19 protein-coding genes are annotated in these 24,653 nt (G+C 58.6%); 6 read left to right on the forward strand and 13 right to left on the reverse strand.

The features are described 5' to 3' along the window. The first annotated feature begins 51 nt into the window (after positions 1–51). Genes ACR0C3_RS05520 through ACR0C3_RS05535 form a run of 4 tightly spaced genes read left to right on the forward strand, consistent with a single transcriptional unit; the run spans position 52 to position 6,306 of the window. On the forward strand, positions 52–3,159 hold the full coding sequence (locus ACR0C3_RS05520) for an ABC transporter transmembrane domain-containing protein (RefSeq protein ID WP_480757569.1): 3,108 nt from the start codon (positions 52–54) through the stop codon (positions 3,157–3,159). Further along, positions 3,146–4,042 (forward strand): CPBP family intramembrane glutamic endopeptidase, encoded by an 897-nt coding sequence (locus ACR0C3_RS05525; RefSeq protein ID WP_480757570.1) that lies wholly within the window; start codon positions 3,146–3,148, stop codon positions 4,040–4,042. The genes ACR0C3_RS05520 and ACR0C3_RS05525 overlap by 14 nt, the downstream gene beginning before the upstream one ends. A gap of 60 nt (positions 4,043–4,102) precedes the next feature. Continuing rightward, positions 4,103–5,035, forward strand: a complete 933-nt coding sequence (gene accD, locus ACR0C3_RS05530; RefSeq protein WP_170641235.1) for an acetyl-CoA carboxylase, carboxyltransferase subunit beta — start codon at positions 4,103–4,105, stop codon at positions 5,033–5,035. Continuing rightward, positions 5,032–6,306: a bifunctional folylpolyglutamate synthase/dihydrofolate synthase gene (locus tag ACR0C3_RS05535; RefSeq protein WP_480757571.1), complete on the forward strand. Its 1,275-nt coding sequence runs from the start codon at positions 5,032–5,034 to the stop codon at positions 6,304–6,306. Before accD ends, ACR0C3_RS05535 begins: the two co-directional genes overlap by 4 nt. A gap of 510 nt (positions 6,307–6,816) precedes the next feature. On the opposite strand, the gene ACR0C3_RS05540 is transcribed toward ACR0C3_RS05535, so the two are convergent. From ACR0C3_RS05540 to zapE, 7 genes are all read right to left on the reverse strand, one after another. Then, positions 6,817–7,758 carry an ABC transporter permease gene (locus ACR0C3_RS05540; protein ID WP_480757573.1) on the reverse strand — a complete coding sequence of 314 codons (942 nt, stop codon included), beginning with the start codon at positions 7,756–7,758 and terminating at the stop codon, positions 6,817–6,819. After that, positions 7,755–8,798 carry an ABC transporter permease gene (locus ACR0C3_RS05545; RefSeq protein WP_480757574.1) on the reverse strand — a complete coding sequence of 348 codons (1,044 nt, stop codon included), beginning with the start codon at positions 8,796–8,798 and terminating at the stop codon, positions 7,755–7,757. The genes ACR0C3_RS05540 and ACR0C3_RS05545 overlap by 4 nt, the downstream gene beginning before the upstream one ends. Beyond that, on the reverse strand, positions 8,788–10,308 hold the full coding sequence (locus tag ACR0C3_RS05550) for an ABC transporter ATP-binding protein (RefSeq protein ID WP_480757575.1): 1,521 nt from the start codon (positions 10,306–10,308) through the stop codon (positions 8,788–8,790). The genes ACR0C3_RS05545 and ACR0C3_RS05550 overlap by 11 nt, the downstream gene beginning before the upstream one ends. Further along, positions 10,305–11,699, reverse strand: a complete 1,395-nt coding sequence (locus ACR0C3_RS05555) for an amidase (RefSeq protein ID WP_480757576.1) — start codon at positions 11,697–11,699, stop codon at positions 10,305–10,307. Before ACR0C3_RS05555 ends, ACR0C3_RS05550 begins: the two co-directional genes overlap by 4 nt. Next, a complete protein-coding gene (locus tag ACR0C3_RS05560; protein ID WP_480757578.1) occupies positions 11,680–12,663 on the reverse strand; it encodes a BMP family protein in 984 nt (327 codons plus the stop codon). The genes ACR0C3_RS05555 and ACR0C3_RS05560 overlap by 20 nt, the downstream gene beginning before the upstream one ends. Positions 12,664–12,711: 48 nt before the next feature. Further along, complete coding sequence (locus ACR0C3_RS05565; RefSeq protein ID WP_480757579.1) at positions 12,712–14,004, reverse strand: amidohydrolase family protein; 1,293 nt, start codon at positions 14,002–14,004, stop codon at positions 12,712–12,714. 325 nt (positions 14,005–14,329) lie between these two features. Beyond that, positions 14,330–15,388 carry a cell division protein ZapE gene (gene zapE / locus ACR0C3_RS05570; protein ID WP_480757580.1) on the reverse strand — a complete coding sequence of 353 codons (1,059 nt, stop codon included), beginning with the start codon at positions 15,386–15,388 and terminating at the stop codon, positions 14,330–14,332. Positions 15,389–15,537: 149 nt separating this feature from the next. On the opposite strand from zapE, the gene ACR0C3_RS05575 reads away from it, so the two are divergent. Beyond that, positions 15,538–16,779, forward strand: coding sequence for an MFS transporter (locus ACR0C3_RS05575; protein ID WP_480757582.1), 1,242 nt, complete (start codon positions 15,538–15,540; stop codon positions 16,777–16,779). Between the two features lie 84 nt (positions 16,780–16,863). On the opposite strand, the gene ACR0C3_RS05580 is transcribed toward ACR0C3_RS05575, so the two are convergent. The 4 genes from ACR0C3_RS05580 to ACR0C3_RS05595 form a co-directional block, all read right to left on the reverse strand. Beyond that, a complete protein-coding gene (locus ACR0C3_RS05580; RefSeq protein WP_480757583.1) occupies positions 16,864–17,319 on the reverse strand; it encodes a YaiI/YqxD family protein in 456 nt (151 codons plus the stop codon). Then, positions 17,316–18,773, reverse strand: a complete 1,458-nt coding sequence (gene sthA, locus ACR0C3_RS05585) for a Si-specific NAD(P)(+) transhydrogenase (RefSeq protein WP_480757585.1) — start codon at positions 18,771–18,773, stop codon at positions 17,316–17,318. The genes ACR0C3_RS05580 and sthA overlap by 4 nt, the downstream gene beginning before the upstream one ends. 3 nt (positions 18,774–18,776) lie before the next feature. Further along, the gene (fghA, locus tag ACR0C3_RS05590; RefSeq protein WP_170555005.1) at positions 18,777–19,610 is read right to left on the reverse strand and encodes an S-formylglutathione hydrolase; all 834 of its coding nucleotides are present in this window, start codon (positions 19,608–19,610) and stop codon (positions 18,777–18,779) included. A 105-nt stretch (positions 19,611–19,715) separates the two neighbouring features. Beyond that, positions 19,716–20,645: an AEC family transporter gene (locus ACR0C3_RS05595; protein WP_170555007.1), complete on the reverse strand. Its 930-nt coding sequence runs from the start codon at positions 20,643–20,645 to the stop codon at positions 19,716–19,718. Between the two features lie 147 nt (positions 20,646–20,792). Between ACR0C3_RS05595 and ACR0C3_RS05600 the strand changes: the two genes are divergently transcribed. Then, the gene (locus ACR0C3_RS05600; RefSeq protein WP_170667073.1) at positions 20,793–21,410 is read left to right on the forward strand and encodes a TetR/AcrR family transcriptional regulator; all 618 of its coding nucleotides are present in this window, start codon (positions 20,793–20,795) and stop codon (positions 21,408–21,410) included. A 77-nt stretch (positions 21,411–21,487) separates the two neighbouring features. On the opposite strand, the gene ACR0C3_RS05605 is transcribed toward ACR0C3_RS05600, so the two are convergent. Then, on the reverse strand, positions 21,488–22,858 hold the full coding sequence (locus ACR0C3_RS05605) for an HlyD family type I secretion periplasmic adaptor subunit (RefSeq protein ID WP_480757587.1): 1,371 nt from the start codon (positions 22,856–22,858) through the stop codon (positions 21,488–21,490). Then, the gene (locus tag ACR0C3_RS05610) at positions 22,855–24,606 is read right to left on the reverse strand and encodes a type I secretion system permease/ATPase (protein ID WP_480757588.1); all 1,752 of its coding nucleotides are present in this window, start codon (positions 24,604–24,606) and stop codon (positions 22,855–22,857) included. Before ACR0C3_RS05610 ends, ACR0C3_RS05605 begins: the two co-directional genes overlap by 4 nt. Positions 24,607–24,653 lie beyond the last annotated feature (47 nt).

A 24,653-nucleotide genomic window follows, 5' to 3' on the forward strand; every position in this document is an offset into this window, starting at 1 on the left:
GTCGCCAGCAACCACGCCACGCATCAGTTTTTCATTCGACAAGGCCCGGCCATGGAACCCACCCTGTTTTCGTTCATTTGGAAACACTCCAAAAAACAACAGCTTGTGCTGTTGGTTCTGACGGTTCTTTCGTTTCCGTTCCTTTATGCCTCGCTTGAGCTGCCCAAGCAGATCATCAACGACGCCATTGGTGCGCCCGCGGATACGGTCACGATCTGGGGGGTGACCGTCACGCAAATTCAATACCTTATGATCCTGTGTTTTGCCTTTCTGGCCACTGTGATCGCCAGCGGCTTGATGAAGATGCGCATCAACACGATGAAGGGCGTTCTGGCGGAACGGATGCTGCGTCGCTTGCGATTTACGCTGATCAACCGGTCGATGCGCTTTCCGAAATCGTATTTCGCAACCACCAGCCAGGGTGAGTTGGTTTCAATGATCACTTCCGAGGCCGAGCCGATGGGTGGTCTGATGGGCGATGCCATCGCCCAGCCGGTGTTCCAGTTCGGTCAGATGATGACCATCGTCACCTTCCTGTTCATGCAGAGCGTCTGGTTCGGGCTGGCCAGTATCGCCCTCATCCCGCTGCAGGCGTGGTTGATCCCGAAACTGCAACGTCAGATCAACCTGTTGAACAAAGAACGCATTCAAGAGGTCCGCCACCTGAGTTCCGAGATCGGCGAAAGTGCCGCCGGGATCAGCGATCTGCGCACCAATGGCGGCTGGCGCTACCGATTGGCGCAATTTAGCTACCGTCTAGGGAACCTGTTCGAGATCCGCTTCAAGATCTACAACAAAAAGTTCTTCATGAAGTTCCTCAACAATCTGATCACTCAGATGACGCCGTTCCTTTTCTACTCGGTCGGTGGATATCTGGCGATCACGGGTGAGGTGACGGTGGGTGCTCTGGTCGCCGCTTTGGGGGCGTACAAGGATCTGAGTGGTCCATGGAAGGATCTGCTGACCTATTACAATCAGGTGCAGGACATGTCGCTGCGATGGGAGATCGTGACCGAAAGATTCGCCCCGTCTAACATGATCCCCGAACACCTGTTCGAGGGCCGGCCCGAGGTCATCCCGCACCTCACCGGCGATATCGAACTGCGCAACATCACCGTGCGCGATGATGACGGTAAAACCATTCTGGAAGATATCGATCTGAGAATTCCCAAGGGCGCGCGGGTGGCGATTCAGTCGACCAACGCGGCCGAACGCACCGCTCTGGCGCAGCTTCTGACGCGTGAGGTGGTGCCGGTTCAGGGAGAGGTCCTGCTGGCGGGGCAGAATCTCAACGAACTGCATCAGGCGGTGATTGCTGCTCGGATCGGATACGCCTATTCGCGGCCTTACCTGTTCGATGGAACTCTGGGTGACAACCTGCTGATGCCGCTGCGCCCATATCCTCAGCACGAAGCTGAGGCAAAGAAGGCCCCGACCCGCCGCCAGATCGAGGCCGTGCGGTCCGGCAATCCGATAGACTCGCTCGAGGATGAGTGGGTCGATCCGGGGCTGGCCGGGCTGGATGATATCGACGACATCCGCGCGTGGTGGTTCCAACTGGTCGAGGCGATGGGCATTGACGAGTTCATGTTGCGCCGCACCCTGCGCACGCAGTTTGACCCGAAATTGCATCCAGGCTTGGCGCAAGAGCTTGTGAAACTTCGCGAGACAGTGGCCCAGAAATTGCAGGACAAGGGCCTCGATCGCTATGTCTATCGGTTCGACCCGGATCAGTTCAATCCGGCGGTGCCTTTGGGTGGTAACCTGCTATTTGCAACGCCCGCGCGGGATATCACGCCCGAGTCACTGGCCGGTGATCAGCGGTTCCGAAACATGTTGCGCAGCCATGATCTGGCCGAAGAAGCAATGAACATGGCCAGCACGGTGATCGAGACGTTGGACCAGGCCTTTGGTCGCGATGGCACCGATCACCCGCTTTTCCTGCGGTTGGGCATGTCCAAAGACATGTATCACAGGCTTTTGGACATCAAGGATCGCCTGAAAACCAAAGGGGACGATGCGGTCTCAGAACCAGATTGTGCGTTGATGCTGACGGTGCCGTTCCTGTTGACGGCCGAGCAAATTGGCCCCGACTTTCCGGATGAATACAAGGACAAGATCCTTGCGATCCGAAAACAGCAATCCGCCGCTATGCATGAGGCGCTGGATGGGATGTTCGTCCCACTGTCACCAGACGCCTACTTCCCGCGTCTAACCGTGATCGAGAATGTCCTTTATGGACGCGTTTCCCTAATGGCGGGTGCGCACGCCGAAGAGATTGAGGATCTGGTTGCCCAGGCCGTGAATGAGGCCGGTCTGCGCCGCCGCGCTGCAGCTACCATGTTCGACCTACCCTCGGGCTTGGGGGGGAACAACCTGCCTACGGTGTTCCAAGAACGCGCATCGTTCTCGCGTGCGGGGATCAAGCGGCCCGATATCCTGATCCTCGATAAGGCGCTGGCCAGCCACGATTCGGAAAGTCGCCTGCGCACCCGGCTGCGCTTGCGGGAATTACTGCCCGAGTCGATCATGATCTTCATGGAGGATCACTTTGCTCATCCCGAAGCCTATGACCTGTTCGTCGAGGTAAAGGATGGCCGCATAGATGGGGTCTCACGCACGCCCGTTCTGCATCAAGAGGGGGCAACTGCCGACCTCAGCAGAAAGCTCGAAATCATCTCGACCACCGAGCTTTTCTCGGGCATCGACGCGCGGAACCAAAGGCTGCTGGCGTTCTCGGCACAATGGTATGACGTCGCCGCGGGGCAGGTGATCTTCTCGCGCGGGCAGACGGCGGACGCAGCCTATCTGTGCATCCGGGGTCAGGCCCGGTTGGACTGGTCGGATGAAGATGGCAACAAACGCCCCATATCGATTGTTGAGCCGGGTCGCTTGATCGGTGACCTGTCGATCATCACTGGAGACCGCCGACAACTTGATCTGGTCGCCAACACAGATTGCGCCTTCTTGCGTATCGGGGCCGAAGAACTGCGCGCCGTCGTCGAAAGCGACGCCTCGGTCGCGACGCAGTTGCTGCAGACCGTTGCGGGATACCTGACCACGCTCGCCACGCGCGTGAACACGGTTGCCAACCCGGCGGATGTCTTCCCGGACGTGGTGCAGGAAACCGTTCTTGATGAGGCCGATGACAATGATTGAACCCGCCGCCTATGCCGCGCATGAACATCTGGTGCGCGACGCCCGCGCGCGCCCTGACCTGTGGCGGTTGCTGGTCGGGCTGGTGATTGTTTGCGCGCTCTATTTGGCGGCGAACACTGTTCTTTTTGCGATCATCGGAGCCCTCATCCCCCCCTCTCAGGCCCAAGGGTTTTTGCGCGGTACGTCCCCCCTCGCGACATTTGTCCTGCTGGCCAGCTTTGGGTTTCTGACGATAGGCGTCGCTGTTGCTGCAAAACAGATGCAGCAAAGGTCGCTTTGGGCGATTCTCGGAGAGCGTCGTTTGGCGATCAGTCAATTCACACGGGTTTTGGTGGCCTTGGTGGTTCTCGGTCTGGCACTGGCAGCCCTACCGCCTTACGGAATGGGGGATCCGCTGACCCAGAACCTGGCGTTCTCGACCTGGATCGTACTGCTGCCGTTCGCGGCAGGCGCCGTGCTGATTCAGACCAGCGCCGAAGAGATCCTGTTTCGCGGCTACCTGCAGCAATCTCTGGCTGCGCGGTTTCAGTCACCGCTGATCTGGGTAGGCGTGCCTTCGGCCTTGTTTGCAGCGGGTCACTATGCGCCGGGGATTGCTGGCGACAACGCGCTGCTGGTTGCAGTCTGGTCCTGTGTGTTCGGCGTTCTGGCGGCTGATCTGACGGCTCGTTCTGGCACTTTGGGCCCAGCTATCGCCTTGCATTTCTTCAATAATGTGATCTCTCTCCTGATTATCTCATTGCCCGATACGCTTAGTGGTCTGGCCCTTTTCGTGCTGCCCTACGATATGTCGGACGGTGGAGTATTGCGGCAGTGGTTGTGGGTGGATTTCGCCTCGATGATGGTTTGCTGGCTGACAGCACGACTAGTCATCAGGCGCTGATTGCATTTCTTTCCGTAGCGTCTTATTTGACGTCAACGCCGCACAATCCAAGGCTCTGATATGAACTGGATCACAAACTACGTCCGCCCCCGGATCAACTCGATCTTCTCGCGCCGAGAAGTGCCAGAAAATCTGTGGCACAAATGCGATGAATGCGGAACGATGCTGTTCCATCGCGAATTGGCCGAAAACCAGAACGTCTGCACTCAGTGTGGCCACCACATGGCAATCACGCCGCGTGACCGCTTTGGCCACCTGTTCGATGGCGGGATTTTCACCGAAGTTGCGGTGCCTGCGCCCAAAGATGACCCGCTGCAGTTCCGCGATCAGAAGAAATACCCCGATCGCATGAAGGCGGCCCAGAAGAAAACGGGCGAAAAAGAAGCCATGCTGGTCGCTACGGGCGAAATCGGGCGTACCCCGATTGTTGCGGCGGCGCAGGATTTCTCGTTTATGGGCGGTTCGATGGGCATGTATGTTGGCAACGCGATCATCGCCGCCGCGCAAGAGGCGGTTAAGCTAAAGCGCCCGCTGATCCTGTTCTCGGCCGCCGGCGGTGCCCGGATGCAGGAAGGCATCCTGAGCCTGATGCAGATGCCGCGTACCACCGTGGCCGTCGAGATGCTGAAAGAGGCGAACCTGCCCTATATCGTCGTTCTGACCCACCCAACCACCGGTGGTGTGACTGCATCTTACGCGATGCTGGGCGACGTGCATATCTCGGAACCCAACGCGCTGATCTGTTTTGCGGGTCCCCGCGTGATCGAGCAGACTATCCGTGAAAAACTGCCCGAAGGGTTCCAGCGCGCCGAATATCTGCTGGACCACGGTATGCTCGACCGCGTGACCAAACGTACCGAGCTGCGAGAAGAGCTGATCACCATCACGCGCATGCTGATGAACCAGCCTCCTGCGATTAAAGGTGATTTGCCCGCGCCGGAACCGGAGGAGGCCGCCGCAGACGCACCTGCTGAAGATACGGATCAGAAATGACCGCCCAAACATCGGACGCCATCCTCGACCGGATGATGGCGCTGCACCCCAAGATCATCGACCTGACCTTGGATCGCGTCTGGCGTTTGCTAGAGGCATTGGACAACCCGCAGAACAAGCTGCCTCCAGTGATCCATATCGCTGGAACCAACGGCAAAGGCTCGACCCAGGCGATGATCCGAGCCGGGCTTGAGGGGGCGGGGCTGTCGGCCCATGCCTATACCTCACCTCATCTCGCCCGGTTCCATGAACGTATTCGTCTAGCCGGAGAGCTGATCTCGGAACCCGACCTGACGGCGGTGCTTGATGAGTGCTACGCAGCCAATGGCGGCGAGAACATCACCTATTTCGAGATCACGACCTGCGCGGCTCTTTTGGCGTTCGCACGAGCCAAGGCGGACTATACCCTGCTCGAAGTCGGTCTCGGCGGGCGTCTGGACGCCACCAATGTGATCGATCAACCCGCCGTGACGGTGATCACCCCGATCTCGATCGACCATGAGCAGTTTCTGGGCAATACGCTGGCGAAAATCGCCGCTGAAAAGGCCGGTATCATCAAACGCGGCGTGCCTTGCATCGTCGGCCCGCAACCTGATGAGGCGATGGAGGTCATTGAACAGACCGCCGTACGTCTTGGCGCGCCTCTCATTGCATATGGTCAACATTGGCACGTTACCGAAGAAAATGGCCGCCTGATCTATCAGGACGAAACCGGCTTGCGTGACCTCCCACTGCCCAACCTCTTGGGTGCCCACCAGATCCAGAACGCAGGAGCGGCCCTGGCCGTTCTGCGCCATCTCAACCTTGGCGACGCCGCTTATGAGGCCGCTGTCACCAAGGCCGAATGGCCCGCGCGGATGCAACGCCTTAAGACCGGCCCGCTTGTGCAAGCTGCAGGGCAGGCCGAACTCTGGTTGGACGGAGGCCACAACGCCGCAGCTGGGATCGCTCTGGCCGAGGTTCTGTCGAACCTGCCGAAACGCCCGACCCATATGATCTGCGGTATGCTGAACACCAAAGACGTGACAGGCTACCTCGCGCCGCTTGCCAATCAGGCCCAGAGCCTGACCGCTGTTTCCATTCCGGGTGAGGCTGCAACCCTCAGCGCCGAAGAAACAGCCGCCGCTGCCGCCAAAGTCGATTTGCCCGCATCAACTGCCAACAGCGTGGCAGAGGCGCTCGACAAAATCGTCGCCAAAGACCCGCAGGCGCGCATTCTGGTCTGCGGGTCTCTCTACCTTGCGGGCAATATCCTGCGCGAAAACGGTTAAGATCCGCCCGCGGGACTTCATTTGGCCGAAGAAATCCCATGGGAGCAGCCAGTAGTGGCGGCGGCAGAGACCTTAGCCCGTTCCATAGTCGCATTTTCAGTTGTGGTCGAGAAGTTATCACCCCTGATGTGATCTATGGGGCAGCGTCCAAGCACGAACGAAAAAATCGGCCCAAGGCAGCCATTTGCGTCAGCCGCATCGAAGGTCCGGTTCGAGTCCAAAAGCGACCAATGCGATAAGCGCTGTGTTCATCGAAAAGGGCGGAAACCGGCTATTCGCCGCGTGCGCGAGCTTGTCAGGACGCAAATTCGGTAGCAGACATTCAAACGACCTTAGGACCGGTTTTCAATCTGCGCGACTGAATGACGCCGGAGAGTGAAAAATCAGACATTCTGCAGAGAATTCCGGATTGTGATCTAGGTCTTGTGCCTAGCACTTCGTTGTCTGGTCGAGTAGCTGGTTATTTGATGAGTCTATCGTTTCCTGGCCAAAACGTTCGAACATATGCCACTAACGTTCGCCGCGTCGGTAGGGTGCCATCAAAGCTGCGGGGACTTCGGCTCTGCGGGCAACAAGGACGAGCGCGACGATCGAAAGTACATACGGCGCCATAAGGAACAACTGATATGGCACACCTTCAACCGTTGTCTGCAATCGTAGTTGATAGGCATCGAAGAAAGCGAACAACATCGCGCCAATCAAAGCCTTACCGGGTCGCCAGCCAGCGAAGACTACCAATGCAATGCAGATCCAACCGCGCCCCTGCACCATGCCCGGGAAAAAGCTGTTGAACGCCGTTGTGGTCAGGAAGGCCCCGCCCACCGCCATCAAAGCCGACCCGACAACAACTGCGCCGATACGGATACGGATCGGGTTCAGCCCCTGCGCCTCAACCGCATGAGGGTTCTCTCCGGTCATACGAATAGCCAACCCCAAGGGCGTGCGGGCAAGAACATAGGCCATCACAGCCACCGCAGCGAGCGCCAGATAGGTCGGCAAAGCTTGACTAAAAAGGATCGGTCCCAAAACGGGAAGATCTGAGAGGATCGGAATATCGAGCGGCTTAAAAGCCTCGATCGTAGGGGGCAAATCTCCCACCTCAACAAGCAACCTGTAAAGGTAATAGGCTAAAGCGGATGCAAAAAGCGTTATGCCCAGCCCTGAGACGTGTTGCGAAAGCCCAAGTGGAACTGTCAGCATGGCATGAAGCAATCCCATCACCGCGCCGCAAAACGCTGCAAAAATGAGGCCTGCAAGCAATGGTGCGCCCATGTAGACGACAAGCCAACCGCTCATCGCCCCCATGGTCATGATCCCCTCGATTCCCAGATTGAGCACGCCCGAACGTTCGCAAAGCAACGCTCCAAGAACACCAAATATGAGCGGTGTCGCAATACGCAGCACGGAAGCCCAAAGACTGGTATTCAGCAGAAGATCAATTGCATCACTCATCGGCGCAACCGGTAGGTTGTGAAAAGAAGGGCCACGATCATGGTGAGCAGGCAAAGCGCCACAATCACATCGGCAATGAAACTGGGAACACCCGTCGCACGGCTCATGGCGTCGGCCCCGACAAAAACTGTGGCGACGAAAACAGCGGCAGTGACCACTCCGGCCGGATGTAAAGCGGCGAGCATGGCGACGACAATGCCTGCATAGCCAAATCCGGGGCTCATAGTGGTGGTGACACCCGCAGTGACCCCCATGACTTCGACAGACCCGGCAAGCCCAGCCAGCGCGCCCGAAAGCAGGGCCACACCCATGATCGTTCGGGGCAGGGAAATTCCGGCAAAAGCAGCAGCGCTGGCATTTAAACCTGCGGCGCGTGTTTCAGCACCAAAAACAGTGCGCGCAAGGATCAGCCAAACAGCACCTGCTGCAACGATAGCAAAAAGCAATCCGATATGGAGACGTGTACGGGGGATCAGATCCGGAAGGCGGTATTCACCGTCTACGGGCACCGAAGAGGGCCACCCAAAGGCCAGCGGATCGCGCATAGGACCCTCAATCATGAGACCAACGAAAAGGATCACGATGAAATTGAGTAGCAGGGTTGTCACCACCTCATCTACGCCGAAACGCAAGCGTAGAAAGGCAGGCCCTGCCAACAGGGCCGCGCCTGCCGCCATGCCTGACAACATCAAGATCGGAATACCTATCCACCCTGGAACCCCGAGTGAATGACCGATCCAAGCGGTGATTAGCGCCCCAACAAAGAACTGTCCCTCGCCCCCGATGTTCCAAAGCCGCGCTCGGAAGGCGACAGCTGCGGCAAGCCCCGTAAAGATAAGCGGAGTGGCGCGGGTCAGCATCTCGGCGATGGAAAGGCGCGAGCCGAATGCGCCATTCACCATTTCGCCATAAGCCGATAGAGGATTTACATCAGCAGCAGCGATGAGACCTGCGGCCAAAAGCAATGCAGCAAAGATCGCGGCCAGTGGTGCAATGATCGCGAGGTGCAGCGGCACATGTGAGCGTCGTTCAAGCCGCATCATCATTTTCCTTCCAAACACCTGCCATCATCAGGCCAAGGCGTTGTGGGTCGGCTTCATCGGCCGATATCGGTTCTGACAAGCGCCCTTTTACGATGGCCTGTATTCGGTCTGACAGGGCTACAGCTTCTTCCAATTCTTCCGAGATGAGCAGGATTGCGGCACCTTCCGCCCGCGCTGCCAAAAGCTCGGCATGAACCGAAGCAATTGCCCCTTCATCAAGACCACGCGTTGGCTGGTTTGCGAGCACAAAGCGCGGCCCATTGGTCAGAACCCGGCCAAGGATCAGTTTTTGCATATTGCCGCCGGACAGCAGCCTTGTTCGCGTATCGGGGCTCGCGCCGCGGATATCAAAACGTTCGATCAGCCACGCAGTGTAATCCCGGGCGGCGCCTTGTCGAACAAAGCCGCGGTGCGAAAATTTCGGTGTGCGCAGGCGCTCAAGCACCGCGTTTTCCCACAAACTCAATTCGCCCACAACGCCTTCTGCATGCCGGTCTTCAGGCACCCTGCCTGCCCCCGCGCGGATCATGCCGCGCGGACCCAGATGGCCGATATCTTCGTCCAAAAGTGTTAACTGACCCGCACTCGGGTGTACCAATCCTGACAGCAGCGCTCCGAGGGAGGACTGACCATTGCCTGAAACGCCAACGATACCAAGGATTTCACCGGCATGGACAGCGAAAGACACATCATCCAGCCGCAACTCACCGTCTTCTATAACGCTCACATCCTTTGCGATCAGGACTGGCGCTCCAATCACATGGTCTTGACGTACGGGACGCTCCACCTTGCGGCCAACCATCAGTTCCGCCAACTCTTCTGGTGTGGTTTCGGGTGTTTTGCGTTCCGCGACCATCCTGCCGCCACGAAGCACCGCCACACGGTCAGAGGCAGCCATGACCTCATGCAGCTTGTGGCTGATGAAGATAAGTGAGAGACCTTCTTTCGTCATATCGCGCAGCGTCTCGAACAGGCGCATCGCCTCGGGCCGGGCCAGAACCGCAGTCGGTTCATCCAAGATCAGTATGCGCGCGTCGCGATAGAGCGCTTTGAGAATTTCGACGCGCTGGCGCTCACCCACGGACAGTGACCTGACCTTGGCTTCGGGGTTCACGGGCAGGCCGAACCGCTCTGAGATATGCAACAGTTTCTTGCGCGCCTCGCCACGAGCAGAACGCGTGCGCGTCAGAGGCTCGGAACCAAGCATTACGTTTTCAAGAACCGTGAGGTTGCCCGCAAGCGTGAAGTGTTGGTGTACCATTCCCACACCCACCTCGATCGCTGCGCGTGGCAGACCCGGGGGCAACTCTTTGCCAAACACCCTGACAGAGCCTTTATCGGCCGCGTAGTGGCCAAACAGGATATTCATCAGCGTCGTCTTGCCCGCACCATTTTCGCCCAGCAGAGCGAGAATTTCCCCTTCTTCTAGTGTGAGCGTCACATCGTCATTTGCGGTAAGCGTTCCGAAACGCTTGGTAATGCTGTTTAGTTCCAGAACCTTGGTCATGCGGGCAGGCCTGCGATTGGGTGTGGAAAAGGGATTGTGGGCGCGCGGGCTTCGATAAGTGCGCCAAGTTTCAGCAGCGCTAAATCCGAGCCGGGGGGACCAATCAGCTGAACGCCGATTGGAAGACCATTTGCCATGCCAAAAGGCAGCGCCAAAGCTGACAAGCCCGCTACATTTGCAAGTGCTGCGTTCGGGGCAAAAGCCTCGAGCCGCGCCATGTGATCGTCTGGGGAGGAGCCGGACAGATCCAAAGCGCCAACAACGGGCGGCGCAGACGAGAGGATCGGCATCAGGACAGCATCGGTAGACTTAAAAAGCTTGCGAGATCGATTTGTCAGACGTGCGAGTTGTCGCGAGGCCGCAAAAAGCGCCGTGGCGGACGTCGCACGGCCCTCGGCAGCCATGGCTGCGGCAAGTGGTGGAATCTCATCACCAGTTATCCTGAGCGCAGTCAGCCACTCGGCCAAGGAAACAGCGAGTATGGCTCGGGCGATTGCGTGAGCCTCATCCCCAAGTTGGTCGGGGGCAGGAATATCGCACACCTCACAGCCTGCATCGCGCAGCGCGTCGGCAGCACTTTTCGCGGCCTTGCACTGGTCGGCACCGCACCGCTCCGGCAAGGCCAATGCGACACGGGGGCGTTCTGGCAGATATACCGGGGCCATGGGCTGAGCTACCGCGTCAAAGGCGGTCTTCACATCGCGGACCGACCGCGCAAGGACCAGCTCAGACGCTATGCCCATCAGGTGATTGGCAAAATCAGGGCCTCCGGGCACCGCGCCACGAGATGGCTTGAGCCCGGTCAAGCCGCAACATGCAGCGGGAACCCTGATGGACCCGGCGGCATCCGTGGCATGAGCAATTGCAACAATCCCAGCTGCAACCGTGGCTGCGGCGCCGCCGGATGAACCACCGGGTGTCAGTGCGGGGTTCCATGGATTACGGGTCACAGCCGCGCCATCGGGTTCGCATGTTAGTGAAAGGCCAAAGGGCGGTGTTGCGGTCAAGCCGAAAGGGATCAGGCCGGTTCGGCGAAGACGGTGCAGCAGGTGGCTGTCGCTTTCGGGTCTACGACATCGCGCACGGATTGCTGCAGATCCTGCCGCCGCAGGAAGCCCTTTTGCGAAACCCCCTAGGTCTTTCACCAAGAACGGAACCCCATGAAATGGCCCGCGCTGGTCTGGTGGCAAGGCGTCTGCCACCTTTGCCCCATCGCGGGCCATTTCTTCGTCCAGATATACCACGGCCCCCAAATCCGCCCGTGCGTGGCAGGCGGCAAGACTGGATTCCATCAGTTCGCAGGCAGAGATCTGCCCTGCCGCGATGGCAGCTGCAAGAGCCGTTGCATCGGTCACGGCATAGCCCTCAGGATCAGGAGGGCTCGCTTTCATCAATCGGAACGTCCCATTCACCGGATTGAATCGCGGCCTGTTTGGCCTCCATCCCCGGGATGGCGTCGGCAGGCACTTCATCGGCGACATAGATCAGTTCATTGCCGCCATGAGCCATAAAGGAATATTCCGTGTAATTACGACCCGTTGGATTACCGGCCTGAACATCCGCGACGATGGCCTGGATGGTCGGACCGTAATTCCAGATTGCATTGGCAAAGACCGTGCCCGGATAGCGTGGAGTATAGTCGATGAGCGAACCGATGGCCTTTACACCTCGCGCTTGGGCCGCATCCGCAGTGCCAATGCGCTCACCAAACAGTATGTCTGCGCCCGCATCGATTTGGGCGATTGCAGCTTCCTGCGCGCGGGCCGGATCGAACCATGCACCGATAAAGCCGTTGACGAAGGTGGCGTCTGGGTTCACTTCGCTTACGCCCAAGCGGAAAGCATTGATCAACAGGTTCACCTCGGGGATCGGATAACCACCGACCGAGCCATAGACATTGCTTTCGGACATTTGACCCGCGAGCATACCGGCCAGATAGGCTGCCTCGTGGTTGCGTGTGCCAAAGACACCGAAATTGTCACCTTCTGGCCCACCGGAAGACCCCATCAGAAACGCGGTGTCGGGGTAGTCGCCCGCCACTTCGCGTGCTTCACGCTCCACAGCATAAGATTCACCCCAGATGATTTGCGCACCTCCCTCGGCATATTCGCGCATCGCGCGGGGATAGTCGGTCGGAGCTACTCCTTCTGAAAACTCATACTCTATCAGGCCAGCTTCGGCGGCTTCCTGCATCGCCAGGTGAATGCGGCTGTTCCACGCATTTTCAACCGGAGACATGTGCACGCCGGCGACACGGATCGCAGATTGCGCATTCACGCGACGGATATAAGCTGGCAGGGCCAGCGTGGCCGCAGCGCCGACCATCAGTTGACGGCGGGTTGTGGTGAGCTTCATTGGTAAATCCTCTTCTGTTGGTGACAATTCTTCTTGTTATTGAGCTTCCTAAGTATTTGGTCTGGGTGCGTAATCTGCGGGATCCAGGGTCGTGGGACGGCCAGGCAAAGAAAGCGCGGCCATACGTGGTTGTGTGCGGGCCAACACCTTTCCGTTTTTTATAACGGCAAGCCGGGTGGCTTTCATGCGAACTGCTTCAATGGGGTCCTGCGCTTGCAGCACAACCATGTTGGCAGGGCCGCCTTCGCGGATCGTTGGGTCAGGCAAGCCCATTGCTTTTGCACCATTCTGGGTAACGGACGTAAACGCCCACTCCATCGCGTCGCGGGATGTCATCGGCACGGCATGCACGCCCATATGAGCCACTTCCAACATGTCGGCGGAGCCAAGCGAATACCACGGGTCCATCGTGCAATCCTGCCCAAAGGCGACATTTACACCTGCCGCGCGCAACTCTGGCACTCTGGTCAGTCCCCGACGACGCGGATAGGTATCCGAACGGCCTTGCAGCGTGATATTGATGAGAGGATTGGGCACCACGTTCATGCCACTTTCTGCGATTAGCGGTATGAGCTTCGATGCATAGTAGTTGTCATACGAGTGCATTGCGGTGACATGACTTGCCGTTACCCGCCCGCCAAGCCCAAGGCGCGTGGTCTTATGGGCTAAGGTTTCCACGTGGCGCGACATTGGATCGTCGCTTTCATCGCAATGTAAATCCAGCATCAGGCCTCGGTCCGCCGCTATCTCGGCCAGTCTTCTGACCGACCGGGCGCCTTCCGACATTGTACGTTCAAAATGCGGGATGCCGCCCACGACATCGACACCCATATCAAGCGCTTGGATCAAGTTTTTTTCTGCGTTCTCTGCGCGGTAAAGGCCATCTTGCGGGAATGCCACCAGTTGCAGATCAATATAGGGAGCGACCTGCTTGCGGACCTCCAACAGCGCTTCGACGCCAACCAAAGGTGTGGATGAAACATCCACATGCGATCGGATGGCCAGTAATCCCTGCGACACGGCAAGGTCGCAATATCGCATGGCGCGTTCAATTACTGCTTCGGGTGTCAGCAGGGGCTTCAATTCGCCCCAAAGCGCGATGCCTTCCAATAGTGTACCCGAGACATTCATGCGAGGCGTTCCGAGGCTCAAGGTCGCGTCCATATGGAAGTGCGGGTCGGTAAACGGGGGCGAAACCAAGCGCCCAGCCGCGTCAATGTCTTCGCCTGCTTCAGCCTCGATCTTGGGGGCAATCTTTGCGACGCGGTCGCCCATGATCGCAATATCCACCGGCCCTCGGCCATCCGGCAGTTGGGCTTGTTTAATGATGATGTCGAGCATTCATCTTCCCCCAAATTTGACCACAAGGTAAAAGTATTCTGATAAAATGCTACATTTTTTTGCTGTGTTTCAGGAACCAGCGCTTCGGATTGTCTAACGCAATTCGAATGCCTGCAAAGCGGAATGCGAACGCAGCAATTCGTCGTATCGATGGATGGCGGCTATGGAGCCATCCGCGCCGTCCAAATATCCTGACCGCATTAAATTAATGGCGCGGTTATCGCCTTGGCACCAATCTATTTGCTGCGGCATCAAGGCATTTGGCCAAAATTGACAAGTGCGACGTGTGCCAACCAACAGTGCGATCAACGACTTGGCAACGCCCCTACTTCCCCCAATCCTGGTCCTGCATTTCCCTTAGGCGAGAAGCGGTTCGCTCAAATTCAAAAGTACCTTCGCCCTCGACATAAAGCATCTCGGGCTCAGCCGCTGCAGAACAGATCAACCGAACTTTGGCCTCATACAGCGCGTCGATCAGCGTCACAAAGCGTTTGGCCTCATTGAAGTTGTTGCGCGACAGGCGGGGAATATCCTCCAACACCAAAACCTTGACCGTTTCGGCGATAGCCAGATAGTCCCCGGGACCCAGCATCCGTCCACACAGGTCGTAGAACGAGGCCCGCGCAACCCCATTGCGAAAAGCTGGCAGCTCAACAGCGCGGCCTTTGACCTGCAAGATCAAGGGCTCGGCCGTGCCGCCGGACAGATCCGCCCAAACGGTGCGTATCTTCTCTCGCGCTTCCGGGCCAATTGGCGAGAAATAGACCGGCGCGCCCTCAAGGCGGTTTTGGCGGTAGTCGGTCGGTGAGACCAGCTCCCACACCTGAAGCTGCTCTTTGATATGGGCGATGAAAGGCAAAAACAGCTGTCGGTTCAAACCGTCCTTGTACAGATCATCCGGATGCCGATTCGAGGTCGTGACGATGACCACCCCCCCCGCATGTAGCAGATCAAACAGGCGTCCGACGATCATGGCGTCCGTGATATCGGTGATCTGCATTTCGTCAAACGCCAGCAGCTTTACCGATTTCAAGACATCCTGCGCGACCGGGGCCAGCGCGTCTTCAACACCATCCTTGCGTGCCTTGTGCATACCCGCATGGATTTCCTGCATGAACGCGTGAAAATGCACCCTCCGCGTTGGTATATCTTCCAGCGCATCGACGAACATATCCATCAGCATGGACTTCCCACGCCCAACCCCGCCCCACAAGTACAACCCTTTGGGTGGTGGCGGAGCCTTGCGGAACAAGCCTCGCTTCACCGGTGCGCTCAACTCGGCCCTGATACGTTCAAAATGCGGCAGAACAGCTTCCTGCGCGTCATCCCGCGTCAGAGACCCATCGGAGATACGTTCGTTATACAGCGAAATCAGATCCGTCATGGGTTTGAGCCATAGCGCCCGCACTACGCGTTGAAAAGCGGGCATTTTCAGGCACGCATCAATTTTCCTTATGTCGAACCGCAAATCTACTGAATTGACGGGGCGACGAAAAACAGTAGCGTCGCACAACTTGTTTGTCTGAGGTCCCCATGCCGCACTCCGCACGTCTGCTGAATCCGATTCTGATCGTGGGCTGTATCATCATTACAATCAGTTTTGCGGTGCGCGCTTCGTTTGGGGTGTTCCAGATCCCGATCGCATCTGAGTTCGGCTGGCTGCGCACCGATTTCTCAATGGCCATTGCGATCCAGAATCTGGCCTGGGGGATCGGGCAGCCGATCTTTGGCGCCATCGCTGAAAAGATCGGCGACCGAAAGGCCATTGTGCTTGGCGCGCTGACTTATGCCGCTGGTATGGTGCTTTCAGCCTGGTCCATCACTCCGTTTGAACACCAGATCTACGCATGGTTGGTCGGGTTTGGCATTGCAGGGACCGGCTTCGGCGTGGTTCTGGCTGTTGTTGGGCGGGCATCCTCTGACGAAAACCGATCCATGTCTTTGGCCATCGTCACTGCTGCGGGCAGTTTCGGTCAGGTTTTGGGCGCGCCAACGGCCGAATGGATGCTGACCTTCCTGCCCTGGCATCAGGTTTATATTGTGTTCGCCGTCGCAATTCTCTGCCTGGTGCTGATCCTGCCTTTCATGCGCGCGCCTCAGCCAAGCAGTAAAGCAGAGTTGGAAGAAAGCATGGGCCAGATCTTGGGGCGTGCTCTCCGAGATCCGTCTTACACGCTGATCTCACTCGGCTTTTTCAGTTGTGGCTATCAGCTCGGCTTTATCACAGCTCACTTCCCAGCATTCGTGACCGAGATGTGCGGCCCCATCCAGCCGGGTGGCGTGCTGCATTCGATAGGCATTACGACCACGTCCGCCTTGGGTGCGTTGTCCATTTCGCTGATCGGGCTGGCTAATATCGGCGGCACGCTTTTGGCAGGCTGGGCTGGGAACCACTTCCCTAAGAAATACTTGCTGGCCATCGTATATACGGCGCGCACGCTGGCTGCTGTCGTGTTCATCATTTTTCCGATCACCCCAATTTCGGTCATCGTTTTTTCGTTGGCTATGGGCTCTCTCTGGCTGGCCACAATACCACTGACATCCGGTCTGGTCGCGCATCTCTATGGTCTGCGCTACATGGGTACGCTGTATGGAATTGTCTTTCTCAGCCACCAACTTGGAAGTTTCCTTGGTATCTGGCTGGGCGGTCGGATGTATGACGTCTATGGCGACTACACAATGGTTTGGTGGATCGGTATCGCCGTGGGCGCGTTTAGCGCGATTGTCCACCTGCCCATTCGCGAGAACCGAGGTCCAACCGCCGCCGCTGCATAGCTGGGCGCACCCTCAGCGCGGCACGCGCTGCTTGGCCCAACAGGCGAGGACGCATCTTTGATGCGTCCTTAACTGACGGGAGGCTCAGCTGCGTTGCGCCGCCCGTAATTCCCGCTCCAACGCATCCAAGAAACGCGAGCGATCGGCCTTTCCAAAGGGTTTGCCGCCACCTCCTGCGCCCAGAGGGTTCGCCGCTCTCAAATCCGCCATCAGGTCGCGCATCGCCAGTTGCTGGCCGATATTGGCGGCAGTGAAAGCCTCACCGTTGGGCCTTAGCACACGGGCACCGGCCTCGACACACTTGGCGGCCAGCGGGATGTCCGAGGTGACCACGACATCGCCGGAACCGCAACGCTCGGCGATCCATTTGTCCGCCTCATCCGCGCCCTCGGCCACAATGACGACCTGCACTAGAGGGTTTGCCGATGGCCGCAGCCCGCCATTCGACACCAGCGCCATGGGCACTTTGTGTCGGGTCGCGACCCGCTCGGCCTCGGCTTTGACCGGGCAGGCGTCACCATCGACATAAAGCGTTGTCACGCCTTCTTCGCCTCTTTCTTGGTGGGTGCGTCAGGCTTTTTCTTGACCTTGAACTCTTCTGGGATCGGCATCCGATTGAACGCATCCAGTCCGGCGATCTTATAGGCCTCGGCCAGCGTCGGATAGTTGAACGTGTTCTGCACGAAGTAATCCACCGTGCCCTTCAGGTTCAGCACGGCTTGGGCGATATGGATCAGCTCCGTCGCGCCTTCGCCCACGATCTGAACACCAAGCACCCGGCGGGTTTTCAGGGAAAACAGCATCTTCAACATGCCATGTTCCAACCCCATGATATGCCCACGCGAGGTTTCGCGGAACCGCGCCACGCCGACCTCATAGGGGATGCCGCGCTCCTGCAATTCTTCCTCGGACATGCCGCAGGTCGAGATTTCGGGCACGGAATAGATCCCGTAAGGATACCAAGGGCTTTCCGGCAGTGTCGGGGTTTCAAGCGCATGACAGGCCGCCACGCGACCCTGTTGCAGAGAGGTCGAGGCCAGCGATGGGTGCCCGATCACGTCTCCTGTCGCGTAAACATGCGGCACTTCGGTCTGGTAAGTCTTGCGATCGACGCTGATCCGGTTGCGGTGATCGGTTACCACGCCCACAGCTTTCAGATTCAGCGTCGAGGTCGCGCCCATCCGACCGGCAGCAAACAACAGCATCTCGGCCCGGACGTGACGACCGTTTTCAAGAGTGACCTCGACATGCTCGCCCGCATCTTCGATCTTTTCGACGGCCGACCCGAGCCGCAGATCTACCCCATTCTCGCGGATTTGATGGGTGAAATCGTGGATCAGGCGTTTGTCGATGAAATCAAGGAAGGTGTCGCGCGGCTCGATCAGGGTGACACGGACATCCAGGGCCGAGAACATGGTGGCGTATTCAACACCAATCACCCCGGCACCGATCACGACCAGCGACCGAGGGATCTCGGCCATTTCAAGAAACTCATCGCCATCCACAACGGTTTTGCCGTTGAACGGCACATAGTCCGGGCGATAGGTTTTTGTTCCGGTCGCAATCAGAAACTTTGCGGCGGTCAGGCGGGTTTTCTCACCGCTATCCGTCGCCACCTCAATCTCATGCGGACCCGTGAACGAGGCCAGCCCGTTCAGAGTATCCACATGGTTTCGGTTGAACTGATGCTCCAGCACGTCAACTTCGTGGTCGAGTGTCATGTGCAGCCGGGCTTTCAGGTCTTCGGCGCGAATCTGTTCCTTGACCCGGTAAGAGCGGCCGTAAAAGCTGCGCTCACGCCAGCCCGAAAGGTTCAGCACGGTTTCACGCAGGGTTTTGGACGGGATCGTGCCGGTATGCACCGAGACGCCGCCGAAACGGTCGTGCCGGTCGATCACCAACACTCGGCGCTTCAATTTGCCCGCCTGAATTGCCGCAGACCGGCCCGAGGGGCCAGACCCGATGATGATCAGGTCATAGTCATACTTGCTCATGCCTCAGTCTCCGTACAGCGCTTCGGCGTGGAACGTGATGTGGTCTTCCATGAAGGTGGACACAAAGAAATAGGAATGGTCATAGCCTGGTTGCAGACGATAGGTCGCCTGCTGGCGGCGCTCGGCGATGGCCGAAGCCAAAGTTTCGGGGCGCAGGAGGTCGATGAACTGGTCGTTCGCACCGGTGTCGATCAGGACAGGGCCGTCAAAACCGACCTCTTTCATCAGGAGCGAGGCGTCGTGCTTGGCCCAAACGGCCTCATCATCGCCCAGATAGGCGCTCAGCTGTTTGCGGCCCCAATCCGCGCCGCTCGGGTTCGAGATTGGCGCAAAGGCCGAAACCGAGCGATAGCGTCCCGGCAGGTTCATCGCCAGTGTCAGCGCACCATGGCCGCCCATCGAATGGCCGGTGATTGCCTGACGATCCATGTCGATGGCAAAGTTCTCGGCGATCAGCTCGGGCAGTTCCTCGGCCACATAGTCCCACATGTTGAAATGTGGGGCCCACGGGGTTTGCGTTGCGTTGACGTAGAAACCCGCGCCTTGGCCAAGATCATAGTCTTCGTGGTCGGCGACGCCTTCGCCGCGGGGCGAAGTGTCGGTGAACACGATGGCGATGCCCTGTTCGGCGGCCCAGGCCTGTGCACCGGCCTTGGTCATCGCGTTTTCATGGGTGCAGGTCAGGCCAGACAGGTACCACAACACCGGAACGGGGCCGTCCTTGGCCTCGGCAGGCAGGAACAGGCCAAAGGTCATATCGCATTGGCAGGCGGTTGAGGCATGGCGGTAGACACCTTGCACACCACCAAAACAGGCATTTTCCGAAAGGGTTTCCATCTGGTCGAGTCCTTAATTTAGGGTCGCGCCATGGCTATCGCCCTAAGGACGCCTCGTAAAGTGCGGCGGTCGCCATGCGCATGACTTTTTGGTGGGGTTGCACGCTCACAAAGCGGTCAGCCATCCGATGATCAGCGGAACCGTCAGAATACTGGCCGCCGTAGACAGCAGGATCGCCGCTGAGGCGCGCTGAGGTGCGATCCCATAATGTGCCGCCAGCATGTAGACATTGCCCGCAACCGGTAGCGCAGCGGCGGCAATTGCAACCGTGGCCGAGAATGTATCGACTGGAACCAGCCAAAGCAGGGCGACGGCGACACAGGCGGGGTGGACGATCAGCTTGCAAAAGCTCAGCCAGCCCGCGATTTCGATCCGCTCCGCCGATTTTCCGGCTAGCGAGGCGCCAATTGCGAACAGTGCTCCGGGCGTTGCGGCCCCACCTAATATGGTCAGAAAATCGTTCATCGGACCGGGGACCGGAATCTGCAGCGCCGACCAGATTAACCCGGCCGAGATCGACACGATCATTGGATTCTTGAGCAACCCGACCCCGATCAGGCGCAGCGTTTTGACCGTTAGCTTTCCGTCCCGGCCGCCATTGATTAGGATCACAATGAGTGAGGAAAACACCACCAGATCCACCGCAAGGATCAGCATGACGGGTCCGATCGCGGCCTCGGACAGCAGCATAGCCAGCATGGGCAGGCCCAGAAAGCCGACATTGCCGATGGCGGCACACTGGGCCTCAACCGCGGCGGTGGGGATGTCGAGGCCCCGTATCCATGCCACCAGCGAAGCCAGCGCGTAGACCGCAAGTGTCCCGATCAGATAACCGATGATCAGCCGCCCGTTGAAAATCTCAGCAAAGGGTAGGGTGGCGGCAAAGCGGAACAGCATGGCCGACAGGGCAAAGAAAAAGACGAATTTCGTCAGATAGGCGGTGGCTTCCTCAGTGAAAAACCGCGTGCGCCCGGCCCAGTAACCCAGGCCGATGATCACGAAGAAGGGAAGGGTGCGCAGAAAGATCTCGACCATGGGTACCCTCCTAACATGGATCGCGCGACCTGCAAGTCACGGATCGAACGGTGTTTTGGGTGACGGCCCGTCAGAAAACACCAAGAATCCTTGTGTCTGAACAGATCGGTTTATAAATTCGATCCACAACCCGCTGAAGGAGCCATCATGACCCAATCCGCCACCATCCTGCGCACCGGCCGAAAATTCGACCAGGTTCTGCGCGGGGCCCGAGAAGTTTTTCTCGCGGATGGGTTCGAAGGGGCCAGTGTTGATGATATCGCGCGGGCGGCAGGTGTCTCGAAGGCGACACTGTATAGCTACTTCCCCGACAAGCGTCTGCTGTTTGTCGAGGTGGCGCAGACCGAGTGCCGACGCATGGCCGAACGTGTGATCTCGATGATCGACGAAACCAAACCTGTGCGTGAGGTTCTGACGATTACCGCGACGCAGTTGGTCAGCTTTTTCGTGTCGGATTTCAATCGCCAGATATTCCGCGTTTGCGTGGCCGAAAGGGACCGGTTCCCGGAACTTGGTCGGGTTTTTTACGAAGCCGGACCTCAGAATGGTCAGCGCAAGATGGTAGAATATCTGGAAAAAGCTGTCGCCAAAGGTGAATTGGTGATCGAGGACGTGACGATCGCAGCCGAGCAATTCGCCGAGCTGTGCAAAGTTCGCCTATGGCTGCGCGCCGCCTTTGGCATTCAGGAAGAGTTCTCTCAGGCCGAGATCGACGAGGTTGCCCTGCAAGCTGTCGATATGTTCATGGCCCGCTACGGCGTTTGACAATGTGAAATGGCCTGCAGCCCCATCTGCAGACCATTCCCACTGGTAAAAATTTTACTCGTTACCTGAGTACCCACTCACTCGATAAAGGTTTTAGCCAACCGGTCGCTGATGGGCTGTGACAGATAGGCGATAACGGCCCTCTCGCCGGTATTGACGAACAGATCAGCTGGCATGCCCGGCACCAGTTCCAGCGCTGCCACCGCTTCGGGCTGCTGGTGGTCCAGTTTGACCCGCGCCTTGTAGTAGGGCTCGCCCGTGCGTTCATCTTCCAAAGCGTCGGCCGAGATATCGAAGATCTTGCCGCTGGCCTCGGGGACGTCTGCCTGTGCAAATGCCGACAGGCGGATGCGGGTAGACTGGCCGATCCGCAGCTTGTCGATATCACCGGTTTTGACCCGCGCCTCGACAATCAGCGCCTGATCCGCCGGGACAATGTCCATGATGTGTTCGCCCGGGCGAATGACACCGCCCGTGGTCGAAGCCGCCAGATTGACCACTCGCCCGCTGGTCGGGGCCAACAGCTCGATCCGCTTGCGGCGCTCGGCGGTGCCTACATATTTCGGGCGCACGAGATCAAGCTGCGCTTCGACCACCGCCAGTTCCTCCGCGATCACCTCAGCCCGCAGCTTTTGCTGGCTGATCAGCGTCAGTTCCAATTCCCTGACCTGATTTTCAGCCTGCGCAATCTGCGTGCGCAACGAGGCATCGACACCGTAGAGCCGCTGCAGTTCAATCTGGCGCGAGCTGACGCGGGTGACCGCAACCAGCCCTTTGTCCAGCAGGGTCTGCAGGTTGGTCAGTTCGGTCAGAGTGATCTCGATCTGGTTTTGGGTTCTGACGCGCTGTTCGGCCAGCCCTTGGGCCTCATCCTTCAGGCCCGATATCCGCTGTTCGTTGATCCGGGTTTCTGTCTGGCGGGCGCGGGCTTCGGCGTCAAACAGCTGCTTCTGCGTCAGATAGGCGGAGGTCCAATGGAGCCGCTCCATGCCCGCCTGGAAACCGACCAAGGCCGAGGCCTCATCAAACCAATCCTGACCGCTCATCTGTGCTAGAAGGCGTGCTCGGCGCACCGAAAGCTCGCCCATCTGGCTGCCCAGAACGTTTAGGTCGACATCGATATCGGTGCTGTCTAGCCGGATCAGGGGCTGTCCTTTTTGAACGAAATCTCCGTCAGCAATAAGGATGTCGCGGATGATGCCGCCGTCCAGATGCTCGACCGTTTTGCGATCGCCTTCGACCACGAAGGAGGCAGGAGCAACCACCGCCCCGTCCAGTTTCGAAGCGAAGGCCCAGTAGGCGCTGCCTCCGACAAAGGCCATCAGGGTGATGACGCCAACCCAGACATAGCGTTCGATCCGGGGGGAGGTGTCCGAGATGTCGATGAACTCTGCCTCATTAAGCGACAGCGCATTGCGAGGGGCGTTGTGCGGGACAATCTGTGTCATTGGGCTGCTCCTGTGATTTGCGTTTCGGGAACGGGCTGAGGGGTCGGGCGGGTGCCCTTGCCCGAGCTGTCCAGAACATTCCGGCGATTGACTTTCAGCACGTCATCCTTGTCGCCAAACTGGGTTTGGGACCCGTTCCGCATAACCATGACCTTATTGGCGGCCTGCAAGGTTGCGGGGCGGTGGGTCATGACGATGGCGATAGAGCCACGGGCCTGAGTGGCCAGAATGGCATCGCGCAAGGCCTGTTCCCCTTCGGCATCCAGATCCGAGTTTGGCTCATCCAGCACCAGCACAAACGGATCACCATAAAGCGCGCGGGCCAGGGCCAGACGCTGCCGCTGACCGCCGGACAGAAAGAACCCCTGACCGATGCGCGTTTCATAGCCTTCGGGCAGGGCGCTGATCATTTCGTGAATGCCAGCTTCCTGCGCGACGCGAAAAACCTCGGCGTCGTCGATGGCGACAGAAAAACGGGCGATGTTTTCGCGGATCGTACCGTCGAACAGCTCAACATCCTGCGGCAGGTAGCCGATCTGTTTGCCCAGATCCTCGGCGTTCCATTTCGACATCGGGCTGCCATCCAGCAGAACCTCACCCCGTTGCGGGTGCCAGATCCCGGCCAGCATCTTACCTAGCGTCGTCTTGCCAGAGCCGCTATGGCCAATAACGGCCAGAACGTCGCCCGCGGCCAGATCGAAGTCGATCCCCCGAATGGTGGCATTGATCGCGCGCGGCGGACCGGCCTGAGCGATTTTCACGTCCAGCGTCTTGAAGGCGCGGGGCAGGTGCAGGTTGGGTGTTTCTTCGGCGAAATCTTCGGTCAGTGCTTTGATTTTGGAATACGATCCGCGCGCGGCCAAAAATCCTCGCCATTGGCCGATGAGCTGATCAATTGGCGCCAGCGCTCGCGCCAACACGATAGTGGCGGCGATCATGACACCAGCGGTGGATTCGCCGGTAATGGCAAGGGCCGCGCCCAAGCCCAGAATGGCCGATTGCAGGCCCATACGGATGGTCTTGGACAGGACCGAAAAGCCAGCGATACGGTCAGCCGCCCGTGTTTTATGGGCGTGCGCGTCGGTTTGCAGGGCGGTCCAACGGCGCACCAGATCGGATTTCATGCCCAGCGCGTGGACCAGTTCGGCATTGCGATCCGAGGTCTTGAACAGCGCGTCCGAGCGCCCTCGGGCCTCGGCGGCGTTTCGCATCGGTTTCTGCGCGCGGGCGTTGTTGATCAGCGCCATGACGGTCAGGGTGACGGCTCCGGCAAGTCCCAGCAGACCCAGCAGAGGATGCAGGACATAGAGGACCAGCAGGTAAATGGGAATCCACGGCGCGTCGAAAAAGGCGGTCAGGGTCGAGCCCGAGATGAACTCGCGAAATCCGTTGACGTCGTCGACCAGATTCTCGGCGCTCTGTGCCTCGCCCTGAACCCGGCGGCGCATGGCGGCCCCCAGAACGGGCGCACCGACGGCCATTTCGAACCGGGCGGCCAAGCGGCCCAGGATGCGCATCCGCATCAGGTCGAGACAGGCGATCACGACAAAGACGCCGCCCAGCAAAAGGGTCAGCGCGATCAGCGTGTCGACATTCTGGCTGGTCAGGACCCGGTCATAGACCTGCAGCATGTAGAGCGGCCCGGCCAGCATCAGCAGGTTGAGAAACAGGCTGAAGAAAGCGACGGCAACAAACCCTTTGCGCAACGAGGCCCATGCGGTTTGAACGGGGTTGGAGTTCTGAAACATCGTCTTGCCCTTTTCCGGTTTGGCAAACGGGGCGGTCAAAACCGCCC

It is taken from the genome of Ruegeria sp. CK3, assembly GCF_056536565.1.

Excerpts from the sequence above, each read along its gene's own strand:
- ACR0C3_RS05520 (WP_480757569.1), top strand. The coding sequence starts at position 52 with ATGGAACCCACCCTGTTTTCGTTCATTTGGAAACACTCCAAAAAACAA.
- ACR0C3_RS05525 (WP_480757570.1), top strand. The coding sequence starts at position 3,146 with ATGACAATGATTGAACCCGCCGCCTATGCCGCGCATGAACATCTGGTG.
- accD (WP_170641235.1), top strand. The coding sequence starts at position 4,103 with ATGAACTGGATCACAAACTACGTCCGCCCCCGGATCAACTCGATCTTC.
- ACR0C3_RS05535 (WP_480757571.1), top strand. The coding sequence starts at position 5,032 with ATGACCGCCCAAACATCGGACGCCATCCTCGACCGGATGATGGCGCTG.
- ACR0C3_RS05540 (WP_480757573.1), bottom strand. The coding sequence starts at position 7,758 with ATGAGTGATGCAATTGATCTTCTGCTGAATACCAGTCTTTGGGCTTCC.
- ACR0C3_RS05545 (WP_480757574.1), bottom strand. The coding sequence starts at position 8,798 with ATGCGGCTTGAACGACGCTCACATGTGCCGCTGCACCTCGCGATCATT.
- ACR0C3_RS05550 (WP_480757575.1), bottom strand. The coding sequence starts at position 10,308 with ATGACCAAGGTTCTGGAACTAAACAGCATTACCAAGCGTTTCGGAACG.
- ACR0C3_RS05555 (WP_480757576.1), bottom strand. The coding sequence starts at position 11,699 with ATGAAAGCGAGCCCTCCTGATCCTGAGGGCTATGCCGTGACCGATGCA.
- ACR0C3_RS05560 (WP_480757578.1), bottom strand. The coding sequence starts at position 12,663 with ATGAAGCTCACCACAACCCGCCGTCAACTGATGGTCGGCGCTGCGGCC.
- ACR0C3_RS05565 (WP_480757579.1), bottom strand. The coding sequence starts at position 14,004 with ATGCTCGACATCATCATTAAACAAGCCCAACTGCCGGATGGCCGAGGG.
- zapE (WP_480757580.1), bottom strand. The coding sequence starts at position 15,388 with ATGACGGATCTGATTTCGCTGTATAACGAACGTATCTCCGATGGGTCT.
- ACR0C3_RS05575 (WP_480757582.1), top strand. The coding sequence starts at position 15,538 with ATGCCGCACTCCGCACGTCTGCTGAATCCGATTCTGATCGTGGGCTGT.
- sthA (WP_480757585.1), bottom strand. The coding sequence starts at position 18,773 with ATGAGCAAGTATGACTATGACCTGATCATCATCGGGTCTGGCCCCTCG.
- fghA (WP_170555005.1), bottom strand. The coding sequence starts at position 19,610 with ATGGAAACCCTTTCGGAAAATGCCTGTTTTGGTGGTGTGCAAGGTGTC.
- ACR0C3_RS05595 (WP_170555007.1), bottom strand. The coding sequence starts at position 20,645 with ATGGTCGAGATCTTTCTGCGCACCCTTCCCTTCTTCGTGATCATCGGC.
- ACR0C3_RS05600 (WP_170667073.1), top strand. The coding sequence starts at position 20,793 with ATGACCCAATCCGCCACCATCCTGCGCACCGGCCGAAAATTCGACCAG.
- ACR0C3_RS05605 (WP_480757587.1), bottom strand. The coding sequence starts at position 22,858 with ATGACACAGATTGTCCCGCACAACGCCCCTCGCAATGCGCTGTCGCTT.
- ACR0C3_RS05610 (WP_480757588.1), bottom strand. The coding sequence starts at position 24,606 with ATGTTTCAGAACTCCAACCCCGTTCAAACCGCATGGGCCTCGTTGCGC.